The organism is Vagococcus fluvialis, assembly GCF_003337315.1.
GTDB lineage: Bacteria > Bacillota > Bacilli > Lactobacillales > Vagococcaceae > Vagococcus > Vagococcus fluvialis.
The window spans coordinates 212815-237739 of the sequence record NZ_QPJV01000003.1 but is presented as its reverse complement, the minus strand read 5'-3'; the positions used below and the strand labels follow the sequence as shown (position 1 = coordinate 237739).

27 protein-coding genes and 1 riboswitch are annotated in these 24925 nt (G+C 32.0%); of the genes, 11 read left to right on the top strand and 16 right to left on the bottom strand.

Annotated features, from left to right (window positions below; genetic code table 11):
* Positions 1 to 7: 7 nt before the first annotated feature.
* Positions 8 to 613, bottom strand: coding sequence for a TetR/AcrR family transcriptional regulator (locus tag DFR54_RS04860; protein ID WP_242542844.1), 606 nt, complete (start codon positions 611 to 613; stop codon positions 8 to 10).
* 73 nt (positions 614 to 686) lie between these two features.
* On the opposite strand from DFR54_RS04860, the gene DFR54_RS13500 reads away from it, so the two are divergent.
* Both DFR54_RS13500 and DFR54_RS04850 read left to right on the top strand, forming a co-directional pair.
* A complete protein-coding gene (locus tag DFR54_RS13500; RefSeq protein WP_114289153.1) occupies positions 687 to 1856 on the top strand; it encodes a YibE/F family protein in 1170 nt (389 codons plus the stop codon).
* Positions 1846 to 2595 carry a YibE/F family protein gene (locus DFR54_RS04850; protein ID WP_114289152.1) on the top strand — a complete coding sequence of 250 codons (750 nt, stop codon included), beginning with the start codon at positions 1846 to 1848 and terminating at the stop codon, positions 2593 to 2595. Before DFR54_RS13500 ends, DFR54_RS04850 begins: the two co-directional genes overlap by 11 nt.
* Positions 2596 to 2622: 27 nt before the next feature.
* On the opposite strand, the gene DFR54_RS13460 is transcribed toward DFR54_RS04850, so the two are convergent.
* A complete protein-coding gene (locus tag DFR54_RS13460) occupies positions 2623 to 3732 on the bottom strand; it encodes a 3D domain-containing protein (protein ID WP_170126920.1) in 1110 nt (369 codons plus the stop codon).
* Between the two features lie 154 nt (positions 3733 to 3886).
* Here DFR54_RS13460 and DFR54_RS04840 point away from each other — a divergent pair, with 154 nt between their 5' ends.
* From DFR54_RS04840 to DFR54_RS13525, 4 genes are all read left to right on the top strand, one after another.
* Complete coding sequence (locus tag DFR54_RS04840) at positions 3887 to 4366, top strand: nucleoside 2-deoxyribosyltransferase (protein WP_086341053.1); 480 nt, start codon at positions 3887 to 3889, stop codon at positions 4364 to 4366.
* A gap of 148 nt (positions 4367 to 4514) precedes the next feature.
* Positions 4515 to 6248 carry an ABC transporter ATP-binding protein gene (locus tag DFR54_RS04835; protein ID WP_114289150.1) on the top strand — a complete coding sequence of 578 codons (1734 nt, stop codon included), beginning with the start codon at positions 4515 to 4517 and terminating at the stop codon, positions 6246 to 6248.
* Positions 6241 to 7995: an ABC transporter ATP-binding protein gene (locus tag DFR54_RS04830; RefSeq protein WP_114289149.1), complete on the top strand. Its 1755-nt coding sequence runs from the start codon at positions 6241 to 6243 to the stop codon at positions 7993 to 7995. Before DFR54_RS04835 ends, DFR54_RS04830 begins: the two co-directional genes overlap by 8 nt.
* 73 nt (positions 7996 to 8068) lie before the next feature.
* Positions 8069 to 8287, top strand: a complete 219-nt coding sequence (locus DFR54_RS13525) for a DUF1307 domain-containing protein (RefSeq protein ID WP_114289190.1) — start codon at positions 8069 to 8071, stop codon at positions 8285 to 8287.
* Positions 8288 to 8348: 61 nt separating this feature from the next.
* Here the strand turns inward: DFR54_RS13525 and DFR54_RS04820 are convergent, their stop codons facing one another.
* The 3 genes from DFR54_RS04820 to DFR54_RS04810 are packed head-to-tail and all read right to left on the bottom strand — an operon-like array spanning position 8349 to position 10073.
* The gene (locus DFR54_RS04820) at positions 8349 to 8822 is read right to left on the bottom strand and encodes an LURP-one-related family protein (protein WP_086341049.1); all 474 of its coding nucleotides are present in this window, start codon (positions 8820 to 8822) and stop codon (positions 8349 to 8351) included.
* 56 nt (positions 8823 to 8878) lie between these two features.
* Positions 8879 to 9568 (bottom strand): YjjG family noncanonical pyrimidine nucleotidase, encoded by a 690-nt coding sequence (locus DFR54_RS04815; protein WP_114289148.1) that lies wholly within the window; start codon positions 9566 to 9568, stop codon positions 8879 to 8881.
* A gap of 22 nt (positions 9569 to 9590) precedes the next feature.
* The gene (locus tag DFR54_RS04810; RefSeq protein ID WP_114289189.1) at positions 9591 to 10073 is read right to left on the bottom strand and encodes a MerR family transcriptional regulator; all 483 of its coding nucleotides are present in this window, start codon (positions 10071 to 10073) and stop codon (positions 9591 to 9593) included.
* 88 nt (positions 10074 to 10161) lie between these two features.
* On the opposite strand from DFR54_RS04810, the gene DFR54_RS04805 reads away from it, so the two are divergent.
* Complete coding sequence (locus DFR54_RS04805) at positions 10162 to 10896, top strand: SDR family oxidoreductase (protein WP_114289147.1); 735 nt, start codon at positions 10162 to 10164, stop codon at positions 10894 to 10896.
* A gap of 39 nt (positions 10897 to 10935) precedes the next feature.
* On the opposite strand, the gene DFR54_RS04800 is transcribed toward DFR54_RS04805, so the two are convergent.
* Together DFR54_RS04800 and DFR54_RS04795 are read right to left on the bottom strand one after the other, a co-directional pair.
* Positions 10936 to 11460 (bottom strand): folate family ECF transporter S component, encoded by a 525-nt coding sequence (locus tag DFR54_RS04800; RefSeq protein WP_114289146.1) that lies wholly within the window; start codon positions 11458 to 11460, stop codon positions 10936 to 10938.
* A gap of 38 nt (positions 11461 to 11498) precedes the next feature.
* Positions 11499 to 11603: riboswitch (THF riboswitch) on the bottom strand.
* 61 nt (positions 11604 to 11664) lie between these two features.
* The gene (locus DFR54_RS04795) at positions 11665 to 12042 is read right to left on the bottom strand and encodes a methylglyoxal synthase (protein ID WP_114289145.1); all 378 of its coding nucleotides are present in this window, start codon (positions 12040 to 12042) and stop codon (positions 11665 to 11667) included.
* Between the two features lie 130 nt (positions 12043 to 12172).
* Between DFR54_RS04795 and DFR54_RS04790 the strand changes: the two genes are divergently transcribed.
* The gene (locus DFR54_RS04790) at positions 12173 to 13279 is read left to right on the top strand and encodes an ABC transporter ATP-binding protein (RefSeq protein WP_114289144.1); all 1107 of its coding nucleotides are present in this window, start codon (positions 12173 to 12175) and stop codon (positions 13277 to 13279) included.
* Between the two features lie 73 nt (positions 13280 to 13352).
* Here the strand turns inward: DFR54_RS04790 and DFR54_RS04785 are convergent, their stop codons facing one another.
* The 6 genes from DFR54_RS04785 to DFR54_RS04760 all read right to left on the bottom strand — a co-directional run bounded on the left by DFR54_RS04785 (position 13353) and on the right by DFR54_RS04760 (position 18739).
* On the bottom strand, positions 13353 to 13922 hold the full coding sequence (locus tag DFR54_RS04785; protein WP_086341043.1) for a hypothetical protein: 570 nt from the start codon (positions 13920 to 13922) through the stop codon (positions 13353 to 13355).
* A 78-nt stretch (positions 13923 to 14000) separates the two neighbouring features.
* On the bottom strand, positions 14001 to 14885 hold the full coding sequence (rsmA, locus tag DFR54_RS04780; RefSeq protein ID WP_114289143.1) for a 16S rRNA (adenine(1518)-N(6)/adenine(1519)-N(6))-dimethyltransferase RsmA: 885 nt from the start codon (positions 14883 to 14885) through the stop codon (positions 14001 to 14003).
* Complete coding sequence (gene rnmV, locus DFR54_RS04775; RefSeq protein WP_114289142.1) at positions 14872 to 15456, bottom strand: ribonuclease M5; 585 nt, start codon at positions 15454 to 15456, stop codon at positions 14872 to 14874. Before rnmV ends, rsmA begins: the two co-directional genes overlap by 14 nt.
* Positions 15453 to 16226: a TatD family hydrolase gene (locus DFR54_RS04770; RefSeq protein WP_114289141.1), complete on the bottom strand. Its 774-nt coding sequence runs from the start codon at positions 16224 to 16226 to the stop codon at positions 15453 to 15455. Before DFR54_RS04770 ends, rnmV begins: the two co-directional genes overlap by 4 nt.
* Before the next feature lie 81 nt (positions 16227 to 16307).
* Positions 16308 to 18314, bottom strand: coding sequence for a methionine--tRNA ligase (gene metG / locus DFR54_RS04765; RefSeq protein WP_114289140.1), 2007 nt, complete (start codon positions 18312 to 18314; stop codon positions 16308 to 16310).
* Between the two features lie 152 nt (positions 18315 to 18466).
* Positions 18467 to 18739, bottom strand: coding sequence for a GNAT family N-acetyltransferase (locus DFR54_RS04760; RefSeq protein WP_114289139.1), 273 nt, complete (start codon positions 18737 to 18739; stop codon positions 18467 to 18469).
* A 134-nt stretch (positions 18740 to 18873) separates the two neighbouring features.
* Between DFR54_RS04760 and DFR54_RS04755 the strand changes: the two genes are divergently transcribed.
* From DFR54_RS04755 to DFR54_RS04745, 3 genes are all read left to right on the top strand, one after another.
* Positions 18874 to 20220, top strand: a complete 1347-nt coding sequence (locus DFR54_RS04755) for an Nramp family divalent metal transporter (RefSeq protein WP_114289138.1) — start codon at positions 18874 to 18876, stop codon at positions 20218 to 20220.
* A gap of 96 nt (positions 20221 to 20316) precedes the next feature.
* Positions 20317 to 20853 (top strand): hypothetical protein, encoded by a 537-nt coding sequence (locus DFR54_RS04750; protein ID WP_114289137.1) that lies wholly within the window; start codon positions 20317 to 20319, stop codon positions 20851 to 20853.
* A 151-nt stretch (positions 20854 to 21004) separates the two neighbouring features.
* Positions 21005 to 21862: an AraC family transcriptional regulator gene (locus DFR54_RS04745; RefSeq protein WP_114289136.1), complete on the top strand. Its 858-nt coding sequence runs from the start codon at positions 21005 to 21007 to the stop codon at positions 21860 to 21862.
* Positions 21863 to 21901: 39 nt separating this feature from the next.
* Here DFR54_RS04745 and DFR54_RS04740 read toward each other — a convergent pair whose 3' ends face one another.
* The 3 genes from DFR54_RS04740 to treC all read right to left on the bottom strand — a co-directional run bounded on the left by DFR54_RS04740 (position 21902) and on the right by treC (position 24922).
* On the bottom strand, positions 21902 to 22435 hold the full coding sequence (locus DFR54_RS04740; RefSeq protein ID WP_114289135.1) for a GNAT family N-acetyltransferase: 534 nt from the start codon (positions 22433 to 22435) through the stop codon (positions 21902 to 21904).
* 25 nt (positions 22436 to 22460) lie between these two features.
* Entirely contained in the window at positions 22461 to 23111 is a 651-nt protein-coding gene (locus tag DFR54_RS04735; RefSeq protein ID WP_114289134.1) for an HD domain-containing protein, read from the bottom strand.
* A 188-nt stretch (positions 23112 to 23299) separates the two neighbouring features.
* Positions 23300 to 24922 carry an alpha,alpha-phosphotrehalase gene (treC, locus tag DFR54_RS04730; protein WP_114289133.1) on the bottom strand — a complete coding sequence of 541 codons (1623 nt, stop codon included), beginning with the start codon at positions 24920 to 24922 and terminating at the stop codon, positions 23300 to 23302.
* Positions 24923 to 24925: the final 3 nt, after the last annotated feature.

The window sequence follows — 24925 nt, the reverse complement described above, 5'->3', positions numbered from 1 at the left end:
CAAGCTATTAACTTGTTTCACTTTTTTTTAGTTGGTAAGTAATCAGTGACATACATAATTGATACTTCTCTTCATCAGATAGATTCTCTTCTTTTAAAGCCATCAGAATCATATCTAAAAAACCATGTCCAATAATCTTATAAAACAGACGTAAATCTTGATCACTCATTTTTTGAAATCTTGTATATGTTTTACCTTTAAGAACACGGTCTTCTGTCATCTCAGTAATTAGCCGCTCTTTCATGCCTTCATAAATAGTTCCTTCATTTTTATCTAGCATAATAACCACTTCCCGGTAATTACCAGTAATCAAGGCCATTTGTTTTTCAATCAACTCAAAAAATTCCTCAGACTCTTTTTGATTCACTAACACATCATTATATGTTTTTATAGTCGTTAAAATAACTTCTTCAAAATAAAAAATTGTTTCCTCTGGTACTACTGTATAAAATAATTCCTCTTTATTTTTGAAATAAGTATAGATATTTCCAACAGACATGTCCATTTCCTTAGCAATATCACTCATTTTTGTTTTAAGGTAGCCTTCTTTATAAAACATCTCTAAAGCTGTTTTTTGAATAGTCATTTGAAGTTCTCTCTTTTTCAATTGCATCACTAACACACCTCCAACAAAAGTATTTTCTTAATTCCATTATACCATTTGAAAATCATGTTTTTATTTCCTAATAGAAAAAAATCATGTTAGACTTAAACCTAGTCTAATCGTCACAAAGGAGTGGTTACTTATTTTTTCAATTCCTAAAAACAAATTAATATCAATTGTATTATGTCTTTTTTTAACCAGTATTGCTTTATTTTGTTCCTTCCAATTTGAACATTATAAACAAACAATTGGAAAAATCGCTAGTGTTAAACAAATAGATAAAGCTGAACAACTAGATGAAAATGGCAATACTGACACTAAAACAACTCAAGAACTACAGATACAAGTTCTAAATAATACCTACAAAGATAAATCTTTTACCTTAATAAATGAATTTACAACCTCTCAAATTAATAATCATGCGTATCATGAAAATGATTATGTTTTTATTCACGTTACTGAGACTAACAATGCTTTATCAGGTAATATTATTGAACTAAAACGAGATCATTTTTTAATCATTTTAATTGGGATTTTTGTTATTTTACTAATTTTAGTCACTGGTAAATTCGGATTATTAACTTTTTTAAGCTTTATTATAAATGGTAGCTTAATTACAGGCCTTTTAGTTTTATATCGTTTTACAAGTAGTCAACTTTTAGTCTGGTTGTTTATGTTTACTTTGCCTATTATGATTGCTTTAACATTAACATTAGTCAATGGCTGGACATTAAAAACTAAAATCACTACTGTTTCTACTATTATAGGAAGTGGTATTACCTTTCTTCTTGGTTGGATAGTTATTTCTCTATTTAATCATCAAGGACTTCACTATGAGGAAATGGAACTTGTTACTAGACCACCACATGTTTTATTTATGAGTAGTTTACTCATTGGTTCTGTTGGAGCTGTCATGGATGTTTCTATGACTATTGTGTCTTCTTTACTTGAAGTAGCTCACAACAATCAAAGTATTTCTCCTGAAGACTTAAAAAAAGCCGGCCAAAGAATTGGAGAAGATATTATGGGACCAATGACTAATATTATGTTTTTCTCTTATTTGAGTGGTTCAATTCCCTTAGTTTTAATCTTTTTAAGAAATGGCATGTCTTTTGGTTATACATTCTCTATTGTTTTATCCTTAGAATTTGCTCGCGCTCTTGTTGGAAGCATTGGTATTATACTAGCTGTTCCTATTTCCATAAAAGTGACGCAATCTCTTTTAACTAAGGAGGAAGAGCATGAATGTTAATCTTATATTACTCATTATTTTAGGTCTCTTAATGATAAAAATCGGTGGTGAAAGAGGCCGTTTAGCTCTAGCTGCACTTTTCTTCAACCTTACCTTTATGTTTATTATGCTGATTCTTTTTAATTGGGGATTTTCACCTATTATTGTCACGCTACTAGCAAGTGTCAGTATCACTGCCATGAATTTATTCTTTATTAATGGCTACTCGAAAAAAACTTTAGTTGCTTTTAATAGTAGTTTGATTGTTTTAGTTATTATGATGTTCTTTATTTTTCTAAGTATTTCATTTATGCATCTTCAAGGTTTACCTTCTGAGGAATTAATGGAGATGGATATGTATTCTATGGATGTTGGTCTTTCTTTTGTTTTATTAAGTATTTCTGTTATGACCATGAGTGTTGTCGGTGCCATTAATGATATAGCTATTTCGATTACCTCAGCTATTAGTGAAGTTCATTTTAACTCACCTGATTTAACTGAAAAAGAACTTTATCAATCTGGGATGACAGTTGGAAAAGATGTTTTAGCTTCAACTATTAATACGCTAATTTTCGCCTTAGTTGGTAGTCAAATCGCTTTACTCGTTTGGGTAAGTGACTTGCATTATACATTTGCTCAATTTTTCAATACTAAAATTTTAGTTACTGAGTGGGTATCTTTATTACTCAGTGGTATCAGTATTGCCTTAACTATTCCTATTAGCACAAAATTAATGATTAAAAGCATAAAAAAACCTTAGTAGATTTTTCTACTAAGGTTTTGTTTTTTATCTCATTGTTACGGTAACGTTTCTTCTTCCCCAGTTCCAACATTCTTCTTCAGAATTAAAGTGAACATCAATTCTGTTACCTACAATATCGCCACCTGTATCTTCTGCAATAGCCATGCCGTAGCCTGAAACTTCAACAAGTGATCCTAATGGAATTGTATTTGGATCTACAGCAATAACGCGAGAGTTTACTCTTAAATCAATTCCTGTAGCTGTATAGAAACTTAATCCAGGTTGTGTATATGAGTAACCAGTTGCTACCATGTTCATCGTAGCACCACCACCGTTATTATTACCTCCACCGTAATCTGGAGTACTTGGTTCTGTTGTAACTGGTGGTTTTGGATCTGGTGTTACTTGCGTATTTTCTGTTGAATCTGGTGTTTTTTCGCTTGAAGTAGTTGATTCTTCTTCAGCTTTCTTTTGAATTTGCTTTTCAACTTCTTTTCTATTTGCTTCTTCTGCAGCAGCTTTTTTAGCTCTTGATTCTTCTGCAATACGGTCATTTGATAACTTAGCTAATACTTCTTGGTTATTATTTAACTCTTCTTTTAATGAAGCTACGCCACTTTCTAAAGTTGCTGCTTCTTGAGCCATAGTTGCTTCTTTTTGAGTTAATTCTGATTTATTTTTTTCTAAATCAGCTCTTAATTCTTCTAATTTCATTTTATCTTCTGCTAAAGAATCAACTTTTGATTTTTCAGCTCCTTGAAGAACTGTTACAGCATATGCTCTGTTAAAAAAGTCTGACATATTTTCTGCAGATAATAAAGCATCTACTAAATTGAACGAAGAACTATTTGATTGCATATGTTGCATACGCTCGGCCATAGCTTCTGTTCTTTTAGCGATACTCGCTTCTGTTTTTTCAATATTTACTTGAGTTTCTTGAATTGTTTTCTCTGTTGCTGAAACTTCTGCTTTTAGTGTTTCAACTTCTTGATATTTTGCATTTACTGAATCAAGCGCTTTGTCAATTTTACTACTAATCTCAACACTTTCTTTTTTTACACTGTCTTCTTTACTACTTGTTGCTAAAGATACAACAGGTGAAAAAGATAGAGCGACAATAGAGAATAACATGATGGACAGCCCTTTTACTTTCACTATGACAACACCTTTCACTTTCATACCGATCTCTTTTTTCATAATTATGTTATTATTATACAAGAATACCCAGATATCATTGTAACAATCTCTTTACAAATTGTTACATTTTCCTTTGTGGTATCCAAATCATGTAACAGTAAGGAGTTTTTTTATGTCAAAACAATGTTATTTTGCTAGTCCTCTTTTCTCTGATATGGAGCGATTTTACAATGATTACCTTGTCAAAAAAATTAGAGAAATGTATCCAGAGTTAGCCGTATATGTCCCTCAAGAACAAGGTGATATTAACAATAAAGAAAGCTATGCTGACTCAACAATGATAGCTAAATATGACACAGATGCTCTTTTAAATAGTCAGTTAATGTTAGCTGTTTTAGACGGTCCAATTATTGATGTAGGTGTAGCTTCTGAAATTGGTGTTGCTTATCAAGCCGGTATTCCTATTTTAGGTTTGTTTACAGATTCTAGACAACTTGGCGCAAGTAATACTCAAAAAATTGACGCCTTAAAAGAAACAGCAGAATCACAATTCCCTTATGTTAACCTCTATACAGCAGGCTTAGTTAAGCTAAATGGTGAGATTATTAATAACGAAGCTGATTTCTTAAAAACAATTGAAACATATTTGTAACAATAAATAACTATAGTATTATTTAATGCCCCATTGACACTAAAAAGCTAATGCTCATTTTTCTAAGCATTAGCTTTCTTGTTTTTTTATCTTGAAAAGCGTAAACTAGCAACCAATAACAATATATATTTTTAAGGAAGGTGAGTGTTTGTTTTCTCTACTAAGTTATGCCAAACATTATAAAAAAGAGCTAATCTTAGGCCCTTTTTTCAAGCTTTTAGAAGCTATTTTAGAATTATTACTTCCCTTTTATATGGCTAAGTTAATCGACCAAGGTATCAAACAAAATGATGCCTCATATACCATAAAAATGGGAATTTACATGTTAGTGATGTCTGTTGTTGGACTTATTTGTGTTTTAATTTGTCAATATTACGCCTCTATTGCTTCCCAAGGTTTTGGGACCGCTCTTAGGGAAAAAATGATTCAAAAAATTAACTCTTTTTCTCATAAAGAAATTGATCATTTTGGTACCTCCACTTTAATCACTCGTACAACTAGTGATATTAATCAATTACAGCTTGCTTTAGCTATGTTGATTCGATTAGTCATTAGAGCTCCATTTTTAAGTATTGGCTCTATTATTATGGCTTTTTATATTGATGTTAAAATGGGCTTGATTTTTATTACAATTATTCCTATTTTTTCTTTCATTCTCTTTTTAATTATGAAAAAAACAGTGCCCTTATTTAAGAGAGTCCAAGAAAGATTAGATTATTTAAACGAAACAATTCGTCAAAATTTAACTGGTGTTAGAGTCATCCGTGCTTTTTCTAAAAAGGAAAAAGACATTGAAACATTTGATGAAGCTAGTGATGAATTAGCTGTTGCCTATCAAAATGTAACTAATATTTCTTCACTTCTTTCACCAACAACAACCTTTATTATGAATTTAGCGATTATCTTTATTCTTTATTTTGGTGGTTTAAATGTTAATACAGGACATTTGTCTTCTGGTGAAGTCGTTGCCCTAATTAATTATATGACACAAATGTTACTTGCATTAATTGTTGTAGCTAACTTAGTTGTTATTTTTACTAAAGCTTTTGCCTCTGGTGAACGTGTTAAAGAAATTTTTGAAACAAACCCTATTATCACTACAAATAATCAAACTAAACCAACTATTTGGTCTGATTCAGAAGTTGTTTCTTTTAACCATGTTTCTTTTAAATATACTGAAACAAGTGGACTTGCTTTAAAAAATATTAATTTCACTTTAAAAAAAGGTGACACTCTAGGCATTACTGGACCAACTGGTAGTGGAAAGACTACTTTAACGCAACTAATTGCTAAGTTTTATCCTATTACTAGTGGCGAGTTAATCGTTAATGGCAAAGATATTTCTACCTACTCAACTGGAGAATTACGTCAACACATTGCTTACGTTCCTCAAAAAAGTATTTTATTTAGCGGAACAATTAAAAGTAACTTATTAATGGGGAACCCTAATGCAACTGATAAAGAATGTTACGAAGCTTTAAAAATGGCTGATTGTCTGGATTTTTTCGATAATTTACCAGAAAAGCTAGAAACTAAAGTATTAGCAAATGGTAATAACTTCTCTGGTGGACAAAAACAACGTCTTAGCATTGCTAGAGCTTTTATGAAACAACCTGATATTTTAATTATGGATGACTCATTAAGTGCTCTTGACTATCAAACAGACTTCTCTATTAGAAAAAATCTGAAAACTAACTACCCAGACATGACAACAATCATTATTTCTCAACGTATTTCATCTGTGAAAGACGCTAGAAATATTCTTGTTTTAGAAAACGGAGAACAAGCTGGGTTTGGTCCTCATAATGACCTACTTAAAACGTCAAGAATGTATCAAAAAATCGTTGCTTCTCAGGAAGAAAAGGAGGATTCTCATGAATAGAAATTTCTCTCTAGAAAATCTAAAACTTTTCTTTCCTTATTTGAAAAGCTTTAAAAAAGAAATTATTTTTGCTTCATTTTTAGGGATAATTAACGGTGTATCAGTCGTTACTTTAACTTATTATATTGGTAAAGCTGTAGATACAATGATTGGACAAGGCAAAGTTATTCTACCTGAGCTGGTCAAAATTATTTTCTTCCTATCCTTAATCACAGTAATTGCTTCAGTATCTCAGTGGTTAATTCAAATTTTAGGAAATAAAATTGCTTACTATTCTGTTCGTAATTTAAGAAAAAGTGCCTTTAATCACTTAAACCAATTATCTATTAATTACTACGACAGAACATCTCACGGAGATTTGATGAGTCGTTTTTCAAATGATTTAGACTATGTTTCTGAAGCTTGTTCCGCGATTTTTAATCAGCTATTTTCTGGTGTCACCATTGTTTTAATTTCTCTTTTTAGTATGATTTGGCTAAGTCCACTTCTGACAGTAATTGTTTTGATTTCTACTTTCTTTATTTTCTTAGTTAACTGGATTGTAGCTACTAGAAGTCAAAAACAATTTGGAAAACAACAAAAACAACTCGGAGAAATAGCAGGTTTCTTATCAGAATCTGTAATTCACTTAAAAGTTATTAAAGCCTTTGAATACGAAGAAGAATCTCAAAAATCTTTTGATTCACTTAATCAAGAATTATTACATGTAGGACAAAAAGCACAATTTGTTTCTTCATTAACTAATCCCTTGTCACGCTTTGTAGACCATTTAGCCTATTTAGCTATTGGATTAGTCGGCGGCTTATTAGTTATTAATGGAAGTAGCAACATTACCGTTGGGATTATTACTAGTTTTATTTTATATTCTAGCCAATTTTCAAAACCCTTTATTGAATTATCTGGTATGATGACTCAAATTCAAACAGCTTTAGCAGGCTTAGATAGAATTTTCAAACTATTAAATGAAGAAACAGAAAGTGATGATTCTCATGGAATAGCTTTACCTACTATCCATGGAAAAATTGAATTTAGGCATGTTGATTTTTCTTATAATGTGACAAGACCTTTAATTGAAGATTTTAACCTTGTTGTTAATCCTGGGGAAACGATTGCTATTGTTGGTAAAACAGGCGCTGGAAAATCAACCTTAGTTAATCTTTTAATGCGTTTTTACGATGTGACAAGTGGTTGTATTTTAATTGATGATATCCCTATTACAGAAATGCGTCGAGATGATTTGAGAAGCTCCTTTGGGATGGTACTTCAAGAAACTTGGTTATTTAATGGAACTATTTGGGATAACTTAACTTTTGGAAATCCTAATGCAACAAAAGAACAAGTTATTAAAGCCTGTAAAGATGCTTCTATTTATCATTTCATTACGACATTACCTAATGAATTTGAGACAATGATTGGGCAAAGTGGTGTCACTATTTCTGATGGACAGAAACAATTACTAACTATTGCTAGAACAATGATTAGTAACCCTAAGATGCTTATTTTAGATGAAGCAACTAGTTCTGTGGATACTTTAACTGAGCAATTAATCCAGGAAACCTTCTTTAAAATGATGGATGGAAAAACTAGTTTTGTTATTGCTCATAGATTATCGACTATCCAAAAAGCCGATAAAATCTTAGTTATGGAACAAGGACAAATTGTTGAAATCGGCTCTCATCATGAACTCCTTCAAAATAAAGATGGTTTTTATAGCGATTTATACCACTCACAATTTAAACAAGTCTAGTTTTAAAGACACTGTGGCATAAGTTAGCTAATGTGGATTTTTTATACGAAACTTTAATGTATAGTATGTTGGTATTGATATATATAACGATATTGAGGGTATTGATCATTCTATTAAATACGAAGAAAAAGAAGCCATTGAAGAAATTACTGTTGATTATGACAAATTAGATTATAATAAAGCTAAAACCGTTCCCGGCATTGATGTATCAGGGGATACCAAAAAAGGAGTTAGTTTAAAAGCTTCTGAAAAATTACTTGAAGCTAATGGCTATACAAAAATAACTAAATAAAAATCTATCCCTAATGTAATCAATTAGGGATAGATTTTTATTTAATTCATAAATTTGTATCTTAAGCTATTTTTTTATAGTATTGAGCAAACCCTAAAACTGTTGCTAACCCAATAATTTCACTTTCTCTATCAGATTCAAAAATAGTCATCTCATATGTATCCTCAGATGATACCCAACGTTTTCGAACCTTCCCAACTTTCCTATAACCATACATAACATCAAAAGTCATCTCTAATAAATCACCAATAATTGCTAACTCATTGCTCATAGCTGTACACTCTTTTGTTAGGTCATTAAACTCAACAGCGATTAACTCTTGATTATCTGAATAAACAACAAACTTTTTCAACTCATTTTCTTCATCTTGCTTGACAAGCAACACTGGTTCTTTTCTACAATTTGAAATAGAAATAAAATCCCCAACTTCCAAATCATCCAAAGTTACAGTATATAGTTCTTTTCCACGTCGATCTTTAATTGTGTAGTTGTCTTTTCCACTTGAAACTAATTGTTTCATAAAAAGCTGCTTCATTAAATCACTCCGTCTTGTTTTATTCATGTTATGTCAATAGTATAACATGTTAATCATCAAATTTTAAATAAATTAATGATTTCTTTTAATTCTGTCACTTCATAGGTAGGTTTATCATTAATAACACCATCAAAATTATTATTTAACCAAATTGAATCAATTCCAACTCTATTAGCACCTCTAATATCAGAAGTTAAGCTGTCACCAATCATTAATACTTCATCTAAGTTTTTAATAGTTTCTTTAGTGAAAATAGTTTCAAAAAATCTAACATCTGGTTTTTCAAATCCAACTTCTTCAGAAATATATAATTCATCAAAAAACTGTGTCATATCAGCATTTTTCAAACGTTCACGTTGTGTTCTACCAACGCCATTAGTTCCAGCAAATATTTTATAACCAGCAGCTTTTAGTTTTCTTAGTAATTCAGTACCATCAGGGATTAAGTCATTTCTACTTTCTAATAAACTTCTAAATTCATTATCGGCTACTGCACCATCAACTTGAACGCCTTGAGTAGCAAAAAAATTAGAGAAACGTGTATTTAGAACTGTTTCTTTTTTTACTCGACCTTCTTCTAATTTAGTCCATAAATCATGATTGATTTCTTTATACACTGCAAAAGTCTCATCATTAAAAATAACACCATATTTCGTAAAAACAGCGCGTAATGCGTGTAGTTCTGACTGACTAAAATCTAATAACGTGTTATCTAAATCAAAAATTAAATAATTATACTTCTTCATAATATTCTCCTTCAAATCTCTTTTATTTCAAATGACGAGGTGTTGTTTTGATTTTATCTTTTTCATTTAGTTGCATCTCATTGTATCTATCCAGTACTAATGGATTAAAAGAACGAGTGCCTTCTACAAAATGAATCGCTTCAGTTTCTGCAACACAAGCCTCTTCATAGTACCATTTCTTCCATTTTAGAAAGGCTAGCATCGATTCTAGTGAGGATATTTTTTCTTCTAAATCTTTTTGTTTCTCAGTAAAGAAGTCTTTTCTTTTTTCTAGTGTGTCATCTCCTATAATAGTCCATTCTACAAATTGACCGATTTCTTTCACAGGAACATCTGATTTTTTTAGACATTGAATAACTTCTAAATATTTTAAATCTCTCTCACTGAATAAACGATGACCAAATTCATTTCTTTTTACAAATGGCAACAAGCCAATCTTATCATAATACCTAAGTGTATCCGTAGTAATTTGCGTTAATTCAGCAACTTGTCCAATTGTATACATTTTTTTCACTCTTTCTCTTGCCTTGGAGTTAACTCCAAGAGCTATACTCTTTTTATAGTTTCTATAAATATAAGGATGTGTTGAAAAAATGTCAAACAAACCATTAATCATTATTACAGGTGCCAGCTCAGGTTTTGGTGCTAAAACAGCTGAGATTTTTAATCAAAAAGGGTTCCCACTATTACTAATCGCCCGACGCGTGGAAAAAATTAAGCAACTACCCCTAAATTTTGAGAATATTCTCATTGAAAACATAGACGTTACTCAGATTAATGAGTTGAATGCAGCTATAAAAAAAGCTGAAAGTATTTATGGTCCTGCCGATTTACTGGTTAATAATGCCGGTGTTATGCTACTTGGTAATATTACTGAGCAAGATGAATCAGAATGGCAAACTATGCTCCAGACAAATGTGATTGGTGTTTTAAATGGAATGAAAGCTGTTTTAGGTAATATGACTAAAAGAAATCAAGGAACGATTATTAATGTATCTTCCATTGCAGGTTACAAAGCTTTTGTAGATCACGCAGCTTATGCAGCTAGTAAATTTGGCGTTCATGGTTTAACTGAAACAATTCGCCAAGAAGTAGCAGATAGTAATGTCCGTGTTAGCCTAGTTTCTCCTGGAGCTGCTGAAACTGAGCTTTTAACTCATGTTACAAATGAGAAGTCTCTTACTGACTATAATTCTTGGAAAGAAAGTATGGGTGGTTTAACTTTAGATCCTGCCAAGGTTGCCGAAACTATTTTCTTTATTTACAATATGCCACAAGAAGTAACTATTAGAGAAATATCTATTGCAGCAACCAAACAACAAGCATAAAAAAAGCCGTTGGAAAATTATTTTCCAACGGTCTTTTGCTTAGGCATTAAATTTTATAACTTGTTTTTGGAACACACTCACGTTTGCTAGTGAATATGTTACAGCAATTTGAACTGCACATAATATAAGTGAAGCAATTAACCTAGTGGGAATCATAGCGACTACTGAACTACTAAATATCATGTATAACCATAAAGTATTTAAAGGAAAACTAACTAAAAACGTAACGATAATATTCGTTATAATAATTCTTTTTAGTGTTAATTCCTTTTTATGATAGGAAGCTCCATAAATTAATCCTGCTATTAAAGCAGTTAATGTAAACCCCGGGAAGTAAGCTCCTCCTGCTGGGAACAATAAAGCTCCAATAAAATCTCCTATTGCATTTCCCGCTCCCGTTAATACTGGACCAAACATAATGGCCATAATAACTACAGGAATAAAGAAAAAACTGATTTTAACAAATGGTGTTGTTATCGATAAAAATTGCGATAAAACTATTCGTAGTCCAATCAGCACCCCCATCAGTGCAATAGATTTCGTTGTAAAACGTTGTTTTTCCATTCTAGCATCTCCTTTTCATAGAGTTGCTACATCCAATATGCAGCGAATGCAGAAACCATGTCGCAAGTACTCCATTAGCACTTTTCGTCCAGTGAGCAACATCCCATCCCACTAGCACTTTACGCATCGTTTCCTACTCTGTTTTTTTGTTTTACAATTAGACTATATCATACTTCATAATAATTACAATAAAGAGGATTCACGTCAAATTTCCGCCAAATTTTTCAGTTCTTTTAATAGTAAAATAGCCGTACTTTTATTGGTAGCTAAAGGGATTTCATAGACGTCACTTAGACGAATCAAAGCATTTACATCTGGCTCATGAGGCTGAGCTGTTAAGGGATCTCTAAAGAAAATAATCATATCCATCTCACCTTCAGAAACTTTTGCACCAATTTGTTGGTCTCCTCCAAGTGGTCCTGATTTAAAACAATGAATATTCAATTTTGTATTTTCCATAATTTTAGAACCTGTTGTTCCAGTAGCAAAAAGTGTATGTTTACTTAATATATCTTCATATTCTACAGCGACTTTAATTAAAGCTTTCTTTTTCTTGTCATGAGCAATTAGTGCAATATTCATAAAATTATCTCCTTTAATTATATTTTTTCGGCAAAGTGACATAAATGATTGGTCACTTTTAACATTGTAAGCGTATTACATTTTCTATTATACTGTATCTATCAAAGATAAAGAAAGAAGGACACTACAAATGGTAGAAATCGCATTAAAAAGCATACATAAAAAATATGATGGTAACCCTAACTATTCTGTAACAGACTTTAACTTAGATATTCAAGATAAAGAATTTATCGTATTCGTTGGACCATCTGGTTGTGGTAAATCGACAACTCTACGTATGATCGCTGGTCTTGAAGATATTTCTGAAGGTGAATTATGGATTGGAGACCGCATCGTAAATGATGTTGCTCCTAAAGACCGTGACATCGCAATGGTATTCCAGAACTACGCTTTATATCCACATATGACAGTTTACGATAACATGGCTTTTGGTCTTAAATTACGTAAATATGACAAAGCTGAAATTAAAACACGTGTTGATAACGCTGCTGAAATTTTAGGTTTAACTGAATACTTACAACGTAAACCTGCTGCTTTATCTGGTGGACAAAGACAGCGTGTGGCTTTAGGTCGTGCAATCGTTCGTGATGCTAAAGTATTCTTAATGGATGAGCCTTTATCAAACTTAGATGCTAAATTACGTGTAGCAATGCGTGCTGAAATTGCTAAATTACACCGTCGTTTAGAAACAACAACAATCTACGTTACCCATGACCAAACTGAAGCGATGACTATGGCTGACAGAATTGTTATCATGAAAGACGGATTTATCCAACAAATCGGTTCTCCTAAAGAAGTTTATGACACACCAAACAACGTATTCGTTGCAAGCTTTATCGGTTCTCCAGCAATGAACTTATTCAACGTAACTTTAGGTGAAGATGGTTATATTACTGATAGTGATCATTTAAGATTACAAGTACCAGAGGGTAAATTTAAAGTATTAAGAGAACAAGGATACGCTGGTAAAAAATTAGTCTTTGGTATTCGTCCAGAAGACATCCACAGTGAACCAATCGTAAAAGATGCTTCTCCACATAGTGTTGTTAATTCTGAAGTAGTTGTTTCTGAATTACTTGGAGCTGAAACAATGCTTTATACTCGTACAGGAGAAACAGAATTTATTTCTAAAGTTGATGCTCGTTCTTCATATGTTCCTGGTGAAAATATTGAATTAGCATTTAACTTAAACAAAGGACACTTCTTCGACGCTGAAACTGAAGCAGTTATCCGTTAAATTATATTCCCTCTTTTCACTTTATGTGAAAATTAAAAGAGTCTGACACCATCCTGTCAGACTCTTTTTTTAATTATTTTTGTTTGTGTGCTGCTAAGTAAACTGGAAATTTAAATTTCCAACCAATTTTTTGAGCAATTGAAAAAGCAATTGTATAGTCAATTAGACTATGAATGAATCCACCTACTCCTACTAATAGGAAAACTGTTACGAAAAAGCCAGATGTGTAACTTTCAGGCGATAATTTTCCTGCCATGAAAAAGATTGTTACTACTAAAGTTTCACAGGCAGCATGGATTAAACCAATAATAACGTTAAATACCAACATTTTTTTTGGTGAATCTACTAATTCAGGACGTTTGCTTAAATATAAAGCTCCTAAAAAAGCAAAAATCACGTGAGATAAAGCTCTCATACCGATAATAAATGGTAGTGTTAAAAAGAAACCAAAAGCTGTTCCTAAAGCAACTAAAACAGCAACTACAGGTGATACGAACATTGCTAAAAATACAGGTACATGACTAGCTAAAGTAAATGACGCAGGACCAATAACAACTTTAACTGGCATCACTAAAGGTATCATAATACCTAAAGCAATAAGTAGTGACGTATAGGTTAAGGACTGGACAGATCTGTTTTTCATTTTATTCATCTCCAACATCTTTTGGAACTATGATAACCAATGCACAGAGTTTTGTCAACGTACATTAGTTCCAAGTTATTATTTTTTGTTCGTTATTAACACGTTTGCTAAATCACCAAACTCCTGAATACTTAAAGTTTCCCCGCGGCGTTTTGGGTCAATACCAACTTCTGCTAAAGCTGTTTCTAACCATTCTTTAGTTTGTTCATCTTTTCCAAAATGACTCGTTAAATTGTTCCATAATGTTTTTCTTCTTTGGGTAAATGCTGATTTAGTTAATGTAAAGAAAAAGTCTTCATCTAATACTTTAACAATTGGCTCATCTCTTTTAGTTAAATGTAAAATAGCTGAGTCAATATTTGGTTGTGGCACAAAAGCTGTTTTCGGAACAATAAAGGCTAGTTTAGCATCCATATAGTACTGAACAGCAATTGATAAAGAACCATAAGCTTTTGTTCCTGGAACTGCTGAAATTCGGTCTGCTACTTCTTTTTGCATCATAACAGTCATTGACGTAATATCTAAGTCTGACATTAATAAATGCATCATAATCGGCGTTGTAATGTAATAAGGTAAGTTAGCAACTACTTTAATCTCACCCTTAGTTGAAAAAACCTCTCTCGCGATTGTACTAATATCTGCTTTTAAAATATCTTCATTTATCACTGTTACATTTGGATATGGACTTAGTGTATCTTCTAGTACCTCAATTAAACGTTGATCAATTTCAAAGGCTAAAACCTCTCCCTTTGAACGAGCTAAATGTTCTGTCAAAGCACCAATTCCTGGGCCAATTTCAATAATATTATCTGTGTCAGATAATTCTGCCGTTGCTGCAATATTTCTTAAAATGTTAGGTTCAGTTAAAAAATTTTGTCCAAGACTCTTTTTAAATGAAAATCCATATTTTTTTAAGATTTCTTTGGTACGGCTAGGTGTTGCGATATCTTTATAATCCGTCATAGTCTTCATCCTTTAATATTTCTTTCATTGCTTTAGTAAATTCTTCTTTTGTAATTTGGAACATTTTTAATCTCTTTTGTAATTGTTTGCCATTAGTATAACCAATATTAAGTGCTTCACCTAAAATTTCTCTTCTTTTTTTAGCTGATACACCTGCAATCAAGCCAAAACGAATTAAATCTTCTTGAGTAATTTCTGAAACAAAATCTTCTGTTGTTGGAGTTGAAATATTTCTTAGAGCCTCTAATATCGTTTCCTTATCAGCATGTTCGACACCTAAACTACCACCAGATTTTTTTGGAACACCTTTTTTACGTGAAATAAAAGCATGCTTAGCAGTAGGAACTACTTCTGTTACTTGTTTTCTAATCTTTTCTCCTGAAAAATCAGGATCAGTAAAAATAATCACTCCACGAACTTCTTCAGCATGACTTATTTTTTTTAAGGTTTCTTCACTTAAAGCTGAGCCATTGGTTTCAATGGTGTCACAATCAAGAAATTGTTGTAGTCTTTTAGTATCATCTTTTCCCTCAACAACAATAATTTCTTCTATTTTTATTCTCTCTGTCATTTGGCACCTATTCTAAATAATTTATGCGCATTTTCTTGCGTAATTTTTGCTACTTCTTCAAAAGGAAGATTCCTTAACTCAGCTAATTTTTCTACAACATAACGTGTGTAACCTGGTTCATTACGCTTTCCTCTATATGGCATGGGGGCTAAGTAAGGTGCATCTGTTTCAACAAGTAATTTGTCTAATGGAACAAAACTTGCTGCTTCATGAACTTCAAATGCTTTTTTAAAAGTTACAACACCACTAAAGGAAATATGCATCCCAAGGTCTAAGAAACGTTTTGCCCACTCAGCATCTCCACTAAAACTATGCATAATGCCACCAATATTATTAATTTTTTCTTCTTTTAATATCTTATACGTATCTTCAATAGCATCTCTTGTATGAATACTTATTGGTAGGTTCATCTCTTTAGCAATAGCAATTTGACGTCTGAATACTTTATCCTGTACCTCTTTAGGATCTTCCATCCAGTAATAATCTAAGCCGATTTCTCCAAGTGCAACAACTCTCTCATCTTCTAGTTGTTGCTGTAATTTGGTTTCTATTTCTTTTGTATAACTTCCAGCTTCAGTTGGATGCCAGCCAATAATACTATAAATATTTTCATATGTATGACTAAGTTCTAATGATTTTTCTATAGTCGGTGTATCAAAACCGACAACAGCCATTTCACTAACACCTAATTCTCTTGCTCTTTCCATTACTTCAGGGATTTCATCTTTAAATTGTTCTACATTTAAATGAGTATGTGTATCAAATATCATTACCCTCACTCCAATCATTCTTAGTTTAACACAAAAGAAAACGACTGAAAGGAAAAAGAATCCCTTCAATCGTTTATTTTTTTAAGCGATAATTGATCCGTTTAGAGCGCCCTTTGGAGCTTCAACTAAATGAAGTGTTCCATCTGGATTTTCAGCAGATAAAATCATTCCTTGGCTAATGTGACCACGTAATTTACGAGGTTTCAGATTCGCCACGATAACTACCTTTTTACCTACTAAATCTGTTGGGTCTGGATAAAATTCAGCAATTCCTGAAAGGATTTGACGATGTCCTTTATCTCCAGCATCTAAGCGGAATTGTAATAATTTATCGGCACCTTTTACTTTAGAACAAGCAATTACTTCTGCTACTTTAAGTTCTACTTTATCAAAGTCTTCATATTTAATTTCTTTTTCTTTTGAAGATACTAATTCTGTTTCTTCTGGATTCCACTCTTCCTCTTCTTTAGAAGTAGCTGATTGAGCCATTTGTTCTTTAATGTAAGCTACCTCTTCTTCCATATCTAAACGAGGGAAGATTGGTTGGCCTTTACTAATTACTTTAGCATCTTTTGGATAGTCACCAAAACGAATATCTAACATTGATAATGAATCTTCACCCACTCCAAGTTGACGTAAAATTTCTTTAGGTGTTTCTGTCATTACTGGTTGTAAAAGAATCGCTGTGATTCGTAAACTTTCAGCTAAATGAACCATTACACTATTTAATTCCGCCACTCGACTAGGGTCTTTTGCTAATACCCAAGGTTGTGTTTCATCAATGTATTTATTAGCACGAGAAATTAATTTCCACACTTCGCCTAAAGCAATATTAAATTCCATTTTTTCCATTGCTTTGTTGTATTTACTAATAACATCTGCTGCTGTCGTAGATAATTCACTGTCAAATTCTGTTACTTGAGAAGCATATGAAGGGACATTTCCATCACAATATTTATTAATCATTGCAATCGTTCTATTTAGTAAGTTTCCTAAATCATTAGCTAAGTCATAGTTCACACGAGCCACAAAATCTTCTGGTGTAAAGACACCATCTGAACCAAATGGAATAGCACGCATTAAGTAATAACGTAGTGCATCTAAACCATAACGTTTAACTAACATTTCAGGGTAAACAACGTTACCTTTTGATTTAGACATTTTACCATCATTCATCACTAACCAACCATGAGCAAAAATTTGCTTAGGTAGTGGTAAATCTAAAGCCATTAACATAATTGGCCAATAAATAGTATGAAAACGAACGATTTCTTTCCCAACCATATGAACATCTGCTGGCCAGTATTTTTGGAAATTACTATCATCATCAGTTCCATATCCTAATGCTGAAATATAGTTTGATAACGCATCAATCCACACATAAACAACATGTTTTGGATCAGCATCAACTGGAATTCCCCATGAGAATGAAGTACGACTAACTGCTAAATCACCTAAACCTGGTTTGATAAAGTTATTAATCATTTCATTTTTACGTGAAACTGGTTCGATAAAGTCTGGGTGTTTTTCATAATGTTCTAGTAAACGGTCTGCATATTTACTCATGCGGAAGAAGTAACTTTGTTCCTTAACAAGTTCTACTTCATGACCACTTGGTGCTTTACCACCAATTACTTTGCCATCTGTGTCACGGTAAACTTCAGCTAATTGATTTTCAGTAAAGTATTCTTCATCAGAAACTGAATACCAACCCTCGTACTCACCTAAATAAATATCCCCTTGATCTAATAATTGTTGGAATATTTTTTTAACAGTAGACATATGAGATTCATCAGTTGTACGAATAAATTTATCGTAATCAATGTCTAATAGATTCCATAATTTTTTAACATCTGCAGCCATATTATCAACATATTCTTTAGGTTCAATCCCTAATTCGTCTGCTTTTTGTTCAATTTTTTGTCCATGCTCATCTAAACCTGTTAAATAAAATACATCAAAGCCTTTTAATCTTTTAAAGCGAGCCATAGCATCACAAGCAATTGTTGTGTATGAGCTACCAATGTGTAATTTTCCACTTGGATAATAAATGGGGGTTGTTATATAAAATGTTTTTTTCTCCTCCACTTGTAAACCTCCTTGATATTATGGGATAATTGCTCCCATTTTTACATATAGTCCCAAACATTATAGCACAGTTTACTTATCATTTTTAGTCTAAAGAAAAAAATATGACTATGAGAAAGCGAGCGAAAACTCTCCCATAGTCATTTATTATTTTAAATTAACAAATCTCGGTATTCTTCATGATCGTCTAAATAGTTGGCTACATAAGAACAACTTGGCAAAATTTTTACGTTTTCAGCTTCTGCTTTTTTAAAAACTTCTAGAACTAACCTTTCAGCAATACCTTCTCCACGTCTATCAGGGTTAACAAATGTTCCGTTTACATCAAAATCACCACTTGGTAAAACTCTCCATCTAACTTCACCTACTAAATGACCATCTTCTTCAATAAAGAATCGTGTTTTCTCTTTTTGAATGTTCCCCAACTTGTTCTCCCCCTTGTTTTTTTACTTCTACTATAAATATAACGAATTATATCTAATAAAACAAACTGCTTGATTTTTCATCGTCGAAGCATATAATTTAGGTATCCCTGAATTAATTATAAGGAGCCTTTAAAATGAATAAACATCAAAATATTTTAACAGAAAAATTAAACGGTCTTAGTCTACCTGAAATTAACAACACTGTTTCAGTACCTAAAGACGCTAGTTTTATAAAAAAATTAATTGCTTACTCAGGACCAGGAGCTTTAGTAGCTGTTGGTTACATGGATCCTGGTAACTGGGTAACTTCCATTGCAGGTGGTGCTCAATATGGGTATCTACTACTATCAGTTATTTTGATTTCTAGTTTAATTGCCATGCTATTACAATATATGGCAGCAAAACTTGGTATTGTAACAGGAATGGACTTAGCTCAAGCTACAAGACTTCACACTAAGAAAAAAACAGGTGCTTTTTTATGGGTGATGAATGAATTAGCTATCATGGCTACTGATATTGCTGAAGTTATCGGGAGTGCAGTTGCTCTTAATTTATTATTTGGTTTTCCACTTTTAGTCGGTGTATTTATCACTATATTAGATGTCTTTTTATTACTAATGTTAACTAAACTCGGCTTTAGAAAAATCGAAGCCATTGTTATGACACTAATAGCTACTATTTTTATTATTTTTTCTTATGAGGTTTTTCTCGGTCAACCAAATGTCCCTGAGTTATTTCAAGGTTTTATCCCAAGAAAAGAAGTTGTCACTGATAAAGGAGCATTACTGCTTGCTTTAGGAATTGTCGGTGCAACTGTTATGCCACATAATCTATATCTTCACTCTTCTATTGTTCAATCTAGACAATATAACAGAGAAGACCATGCTGAAATTAAAGAAGCCATCCGTTTTGCCAAATGGGATTCAAACATCCAATTAATGTTTGCTTTTATTGTTAACTGTTTACTCTTAACTTTAGGTGCTACCTTATTTTTCGGACATGGAGAAACTTTAACAACACTAGGTTCTTTATATCACGCACTAGCTGATTCATCAATCGTTGGTGTGATTGCTTCACCTCTTTTAAGTGTTTTATTTGCTGTTGCTCTACTTGCTTCTGGTCAAAATTCAACTATCACTGGGACTTTATCAGGACAAATTATTATGGAGGGCTTCATTAAATTACAATTACCAACATGGGTTAGACGACTAATAACTCGCTTTTTAGCTGTTATACCTGTTGTGGTGGCGATTCTTTTATTTGGTGATTCTGAGGAAGTTGTAGAAAAATTATTGATTTATTCTCAAGTCTTTTTAAGTGCTGCTTTACCACTGTCTATTATTCCTTTGACTATTTTTACAAGCCAAGAAAAATTAATGGGTGAATTTAAAAATCATTTTCTAGTAACCATTATTGCTTGGGCAGTCACTATTATTTTAACAATTTTGAATATTTACTTAATAATTACAACATTCATCTAAATAAATAACTATTTTTTGTTAATTAGTCTTGGTAATTTACCCGCTAACCATTATAATAAAGGTATAAAATCATTATATTTTTTGGAGGATGAGCACATGTTTCAACAAAAAAAAGTATACAAAAGTTTAGAAAATCGTAATTTTACACCTGAGAGTTTATTAAAAGAATTAGAAGATTTAAAAGAATTTAAATTTAATGACGTTTCTTACACAGGGATTAGCTTAAACATTGATATGTTAATCACTCAATATTTAAGAAATGACCAATTTAGTTTAATTGAGGTTCAAGGCGGACTTGCTAAGAAAAATTATGCTACTTGGCATCAAGATTTAAGTTTAGCTATCAATATTTTCAATCATTTTGCAGACTATACAAAAGCACACTTCAATGATTACTTAGAAGAAGCGAAAAAATATCAAGCTGAAACAGGAAACAGTAACACTTCTCCTGAATACAAAGCTTACTTTGAACAAGGAAACTCAATGTATTTCCACGATGTTCTACATAGTGTTTTTGATATCTCAAGAAAAATTGATTTAAGTGTAGAAGATTTTGAAGAAGCATTAGCTGCTGATAATATTGATGCAACAGAATATCCATTACCAGAGAAAAAAGTATTTGAAGGTAAATAAAAATTAGGGCTGTGACAAAATAAGTCACAGTCTTTTTTTATGAATAAACAATGTGATGGATGTAGTATCTAACAATTTTTGCCAATATTTATCCAGTTTTCTGTAAAAAAATTGATTATGATAGTCTCAAGAAGAAGAGAGGAAGAAATAGATGAATGAATTTGCTGCTGTTATTAATTACATTGAGGAACATTTAGAAGATAACATCGACATGAAAAAAATAGAACAACTTGCTAAGGTTTCTGAGTATAATTTCCAAAAGATTTTTTCGATTCTTTCTGGTTTAACTTTAGGTGATTATATTAGAAAAAGACGTCTTTCTAAATCACTATATGATTTAAGGGAAACCGATGAAAAAATAATCGATATTGCTTTTAAATATGGTTACAGTTCTTCAGAAAGTTATAGCAGAGCCTTTCAACAACTTTTCAACATCTCTCCTTCTAAGGCACGTAAAGAACAACTAGAGTTAACTATTTTTCCTAAGTTGTCTATTCGTGTCCAAATAAAAGGAGGCGTTCAAATGAATTATTCAATTACAAACAAACCAGACATGATGATCACAGGTATTAAAGAAAGTTATCCTAATATCGCAGTTGGACAAGCTAGTATTCCTAACTTTTGGGATAGATTTAATCAATCTGATTTATTTAATCAAGTAATTAATGAAAAATCAGAGCACTCACCTAATACTGTTTTAGGTATTTGTATACCTCAAGAAGGTGAAGCTTATGACTATTTTATTGGTGTCTACACTGATGAAAAAACAACGTCTGAGAGGTTAGAAACAATTACACTTCCTACTTCTGACTGGGCTGTATTTAAAGCTGTTGGTAAAGTCCCTGACGCTATTCGTCAAACGTATCAAGATATTTATGAATCTTTCTTTCCAAGTACCACTTACACTCAAAAAAAGGCTCCGGATTTTGAATCTTACCCACTAGATCTTGACCCAATGTCAGAAGACCATGTAACAGAAATTTGGATTCCTATTCATAAGAATAACTAAAAAAAGAGAGCAAGTTTGCTCTCTTTTTCTTTTATAAAATTATTCACTAAAATCTAAATAAAAAATAATATCTTTTTTATCAGCTTGGGATGTCCCATTGTAAACTTTTGTGTCCAATCCACCAATCTTAAATCCCGTTTTCAAATAGAATAAGCAAGCACCCAAATTATTATCTTGGCCTTGTGTGTAGATTCCTATGTAATCTTTTTCTTGTGCTATTTTTTGAGCTTCTTTTATTAGTTCCTCACCAATTCCTTTTCCACGGTAAGCTTGATCAACTTTAAAGTCATATAAATACATATATTTAAAAAAACCTTCTTTAAATATCCCAAGACCGATGCACTTATCCCCATCAAAGGCACCAAGACACACAGCATCTTTATTGATTTCGTCAAAATTATAAGATTCATCAGGAAAACACATCGTTTTAATTTTTTCAAATTTCTCCACATCATAAGTCCACTCTTCACCATCATACTTAGGTATCAGTCTTCCAAACAGTTCAAATGGCTCGTTTTTAATGTTTATGGCATCTTTATTAGCTTTAGTTATTATTTTTATATTAATTGACATTACTCGAAAACTCCTTTCTAATGTTTTATTCCCAATCCTCAAGAAAAGCCTCTACAAAATCTTCCATTAACTTAACTCTTCTTTTAGCTAACTCTTTAGCTGTATTTGTTTGCATCATACTAGGTAGTTTAAACAATTTTTCATAAAAATGATTAATCACTGACTGGTTGATTCGGTAATCTTCTTTAGTCATATTTTCTCGTGGTGGAAGTGCTGGATCATACATAGCGTGACCTTTTTTACCTCCATAATAAAAGGTGCGACCAATACCAATTGCCCCAATGGCATCTAATCTATCAGCATCTTGAACAATTTTTGCCTCAATAGAAAGTTGTGATTCTACTTCTTGTTCTAGTTGATGACTAAAAGAAACATTATCAATAATTTCAAATAAATGAGTAATTTCTTTTGGTGAAAGTTCTAATTCACTTAAAAATTTTGTTAAAGCAATTCTTGCTTCTGATACGTCAGCCACCAATTTATCATCCATTACATCATGTAAATAAGCACCTGCTAATACAAAAAATAGGTCACCACCTTCTATTTCTTGAATTCTTTGACTATTTTTAACAACTCGATTAATGTGATCCATACTATGACCTGTTTGATCCCCTAAAAGAATTGTTTCAGCATATTTTTCTATTTGGTTTAACTTCTCTTTTTCAACTTGTTTCATTAATCTTGCCACGCTCCTTATTTTTTCTAGTATAGCATTCTTCTTTGGATTAGTAGGGAGAAATCCGATCGAAATTTTATGAAATGATATAATATTAATCAACAACAAAAAAGCTGTGACGAACTTTTGTCACAGCCTCTTGTCATTATCAAAATCATCAAATATTAGCATACGCTTTTCATCATTTTTTAAACCAAAATCCCTAATGTTTGATAAGCTTTTAACGTTTGTTTTGCTTCAATTTTAGTTTTTTCATAGTTATCCACTAACACTTTACCTGATAAAAATTCTTCTGGTATTTCTATTTCTACTTCTTCTTTGTAAAAGTTATTTAAGCAAAGTAATTTTTGTCCTTGCCATTCTCTGATATAAGCATAAACTGCCTTATGGTCTTTAGCATATCCCTTATAACTTCCTTCAGCAATTAAAGGCATTTCTTTTCTCAAGTGAATTAACTGTTGGTAAAAGCTAAAAATACTTCCTTCTGCTAATTCTTTTTCCACATTAATCTCTTGATAATTATCTGCCACTTGTAACCAAGATTCCCCTGTTGAAAAGCCACTATTTTTTTCTTGATTCCATTGCATCGGTATTCTTGAGTTATCACGAGATTTGTCTTTAATAATCTCTATGACACTCTCTTTATCTAGTCCTGTTGTTAATAAGTGTTGATAAGCATTCAAGCTTTCCACATCTTTATAAGCTTCAATAGAATCAAAATCTGGATTAATCATACCGATTTCTTCTCCCATATAAATAAAAGGTGTTCCACGACTTAAATGAATCGCAGCTCCTAACATCTTAGCTCCAGTTTCTCTAAATTCTTTAATCTCTACAAAACGGTTCAAAGCTCTTGGTTGGTCGTGATTATTCCAAAACAAAGCATTCCAACCGTTAGCGTCACTCATCTCTTCTCCCCAAGTGTGGAAAAGATGCTTTAATTCTTCAAAATCAAAATCCATAATAGTCCATTTTTCTTTATTTTTATAATCCACTTTTAAATGATGGAAGTTAAAAGTCATAGACAATTCATTGCGCTCAGGCTGTGTATAAAGAATACAACTTTCAATAGTTGTAGCACTCATCTCACCTACAGTAATCGCATCTTCATACTTACCAAATGTTCTTGCATTTAACTCTTGTAGGTATTCATGAGTAATAGGTTTGTCGGTGTACTCGGCTTTACCTTCATTGACTTGATTATTTTTTAATTCTTCGTCTTTTCCAATCACATTAATCACATCAAAACGTAAACCTCGAACCCCTTTTTCAAGCCAAAAATTAACTACATCAGCTAATTCTTCTCTGACTTCTGGGTTTCGCCAATTTAAATCTGCTTGTGTTTGGTCAAATAAATGAAGATAATACTGATCTGTATCACCGAATTTCGACCAAGCTTTTCCACCAAATTTGGATTGCCAGTCTGTTGGTGTATCTCTTAAAATAAAGTAATTTTGATATTTCTTATCTCCAGCTAAGGCTTTTTGGAACCACTCATGCTCTATAGATACATGGTTTAGAACCATATCAAACATAATATCTATTCCGTATTTTTTTGCCTTTTGAAGTAATTTTTCAAAGTCTGCCATCGTTCCAAATAAGGGGTCAATACCTACATAATCTGAAATATCATAACCATTATCTTTTTGAGGTGAAGGATAAATTGGATTTAACCACAGCATATCCACACCTAATTGATTTAGATAAGGGAGTTTTTTCACAATTCCTAAAATATCTCCTACACCATTACCTGTTGTATCTAAAAATGATTTCGGATAAATCTGATAAATCACTTTATTTTTAAACGTCATTTT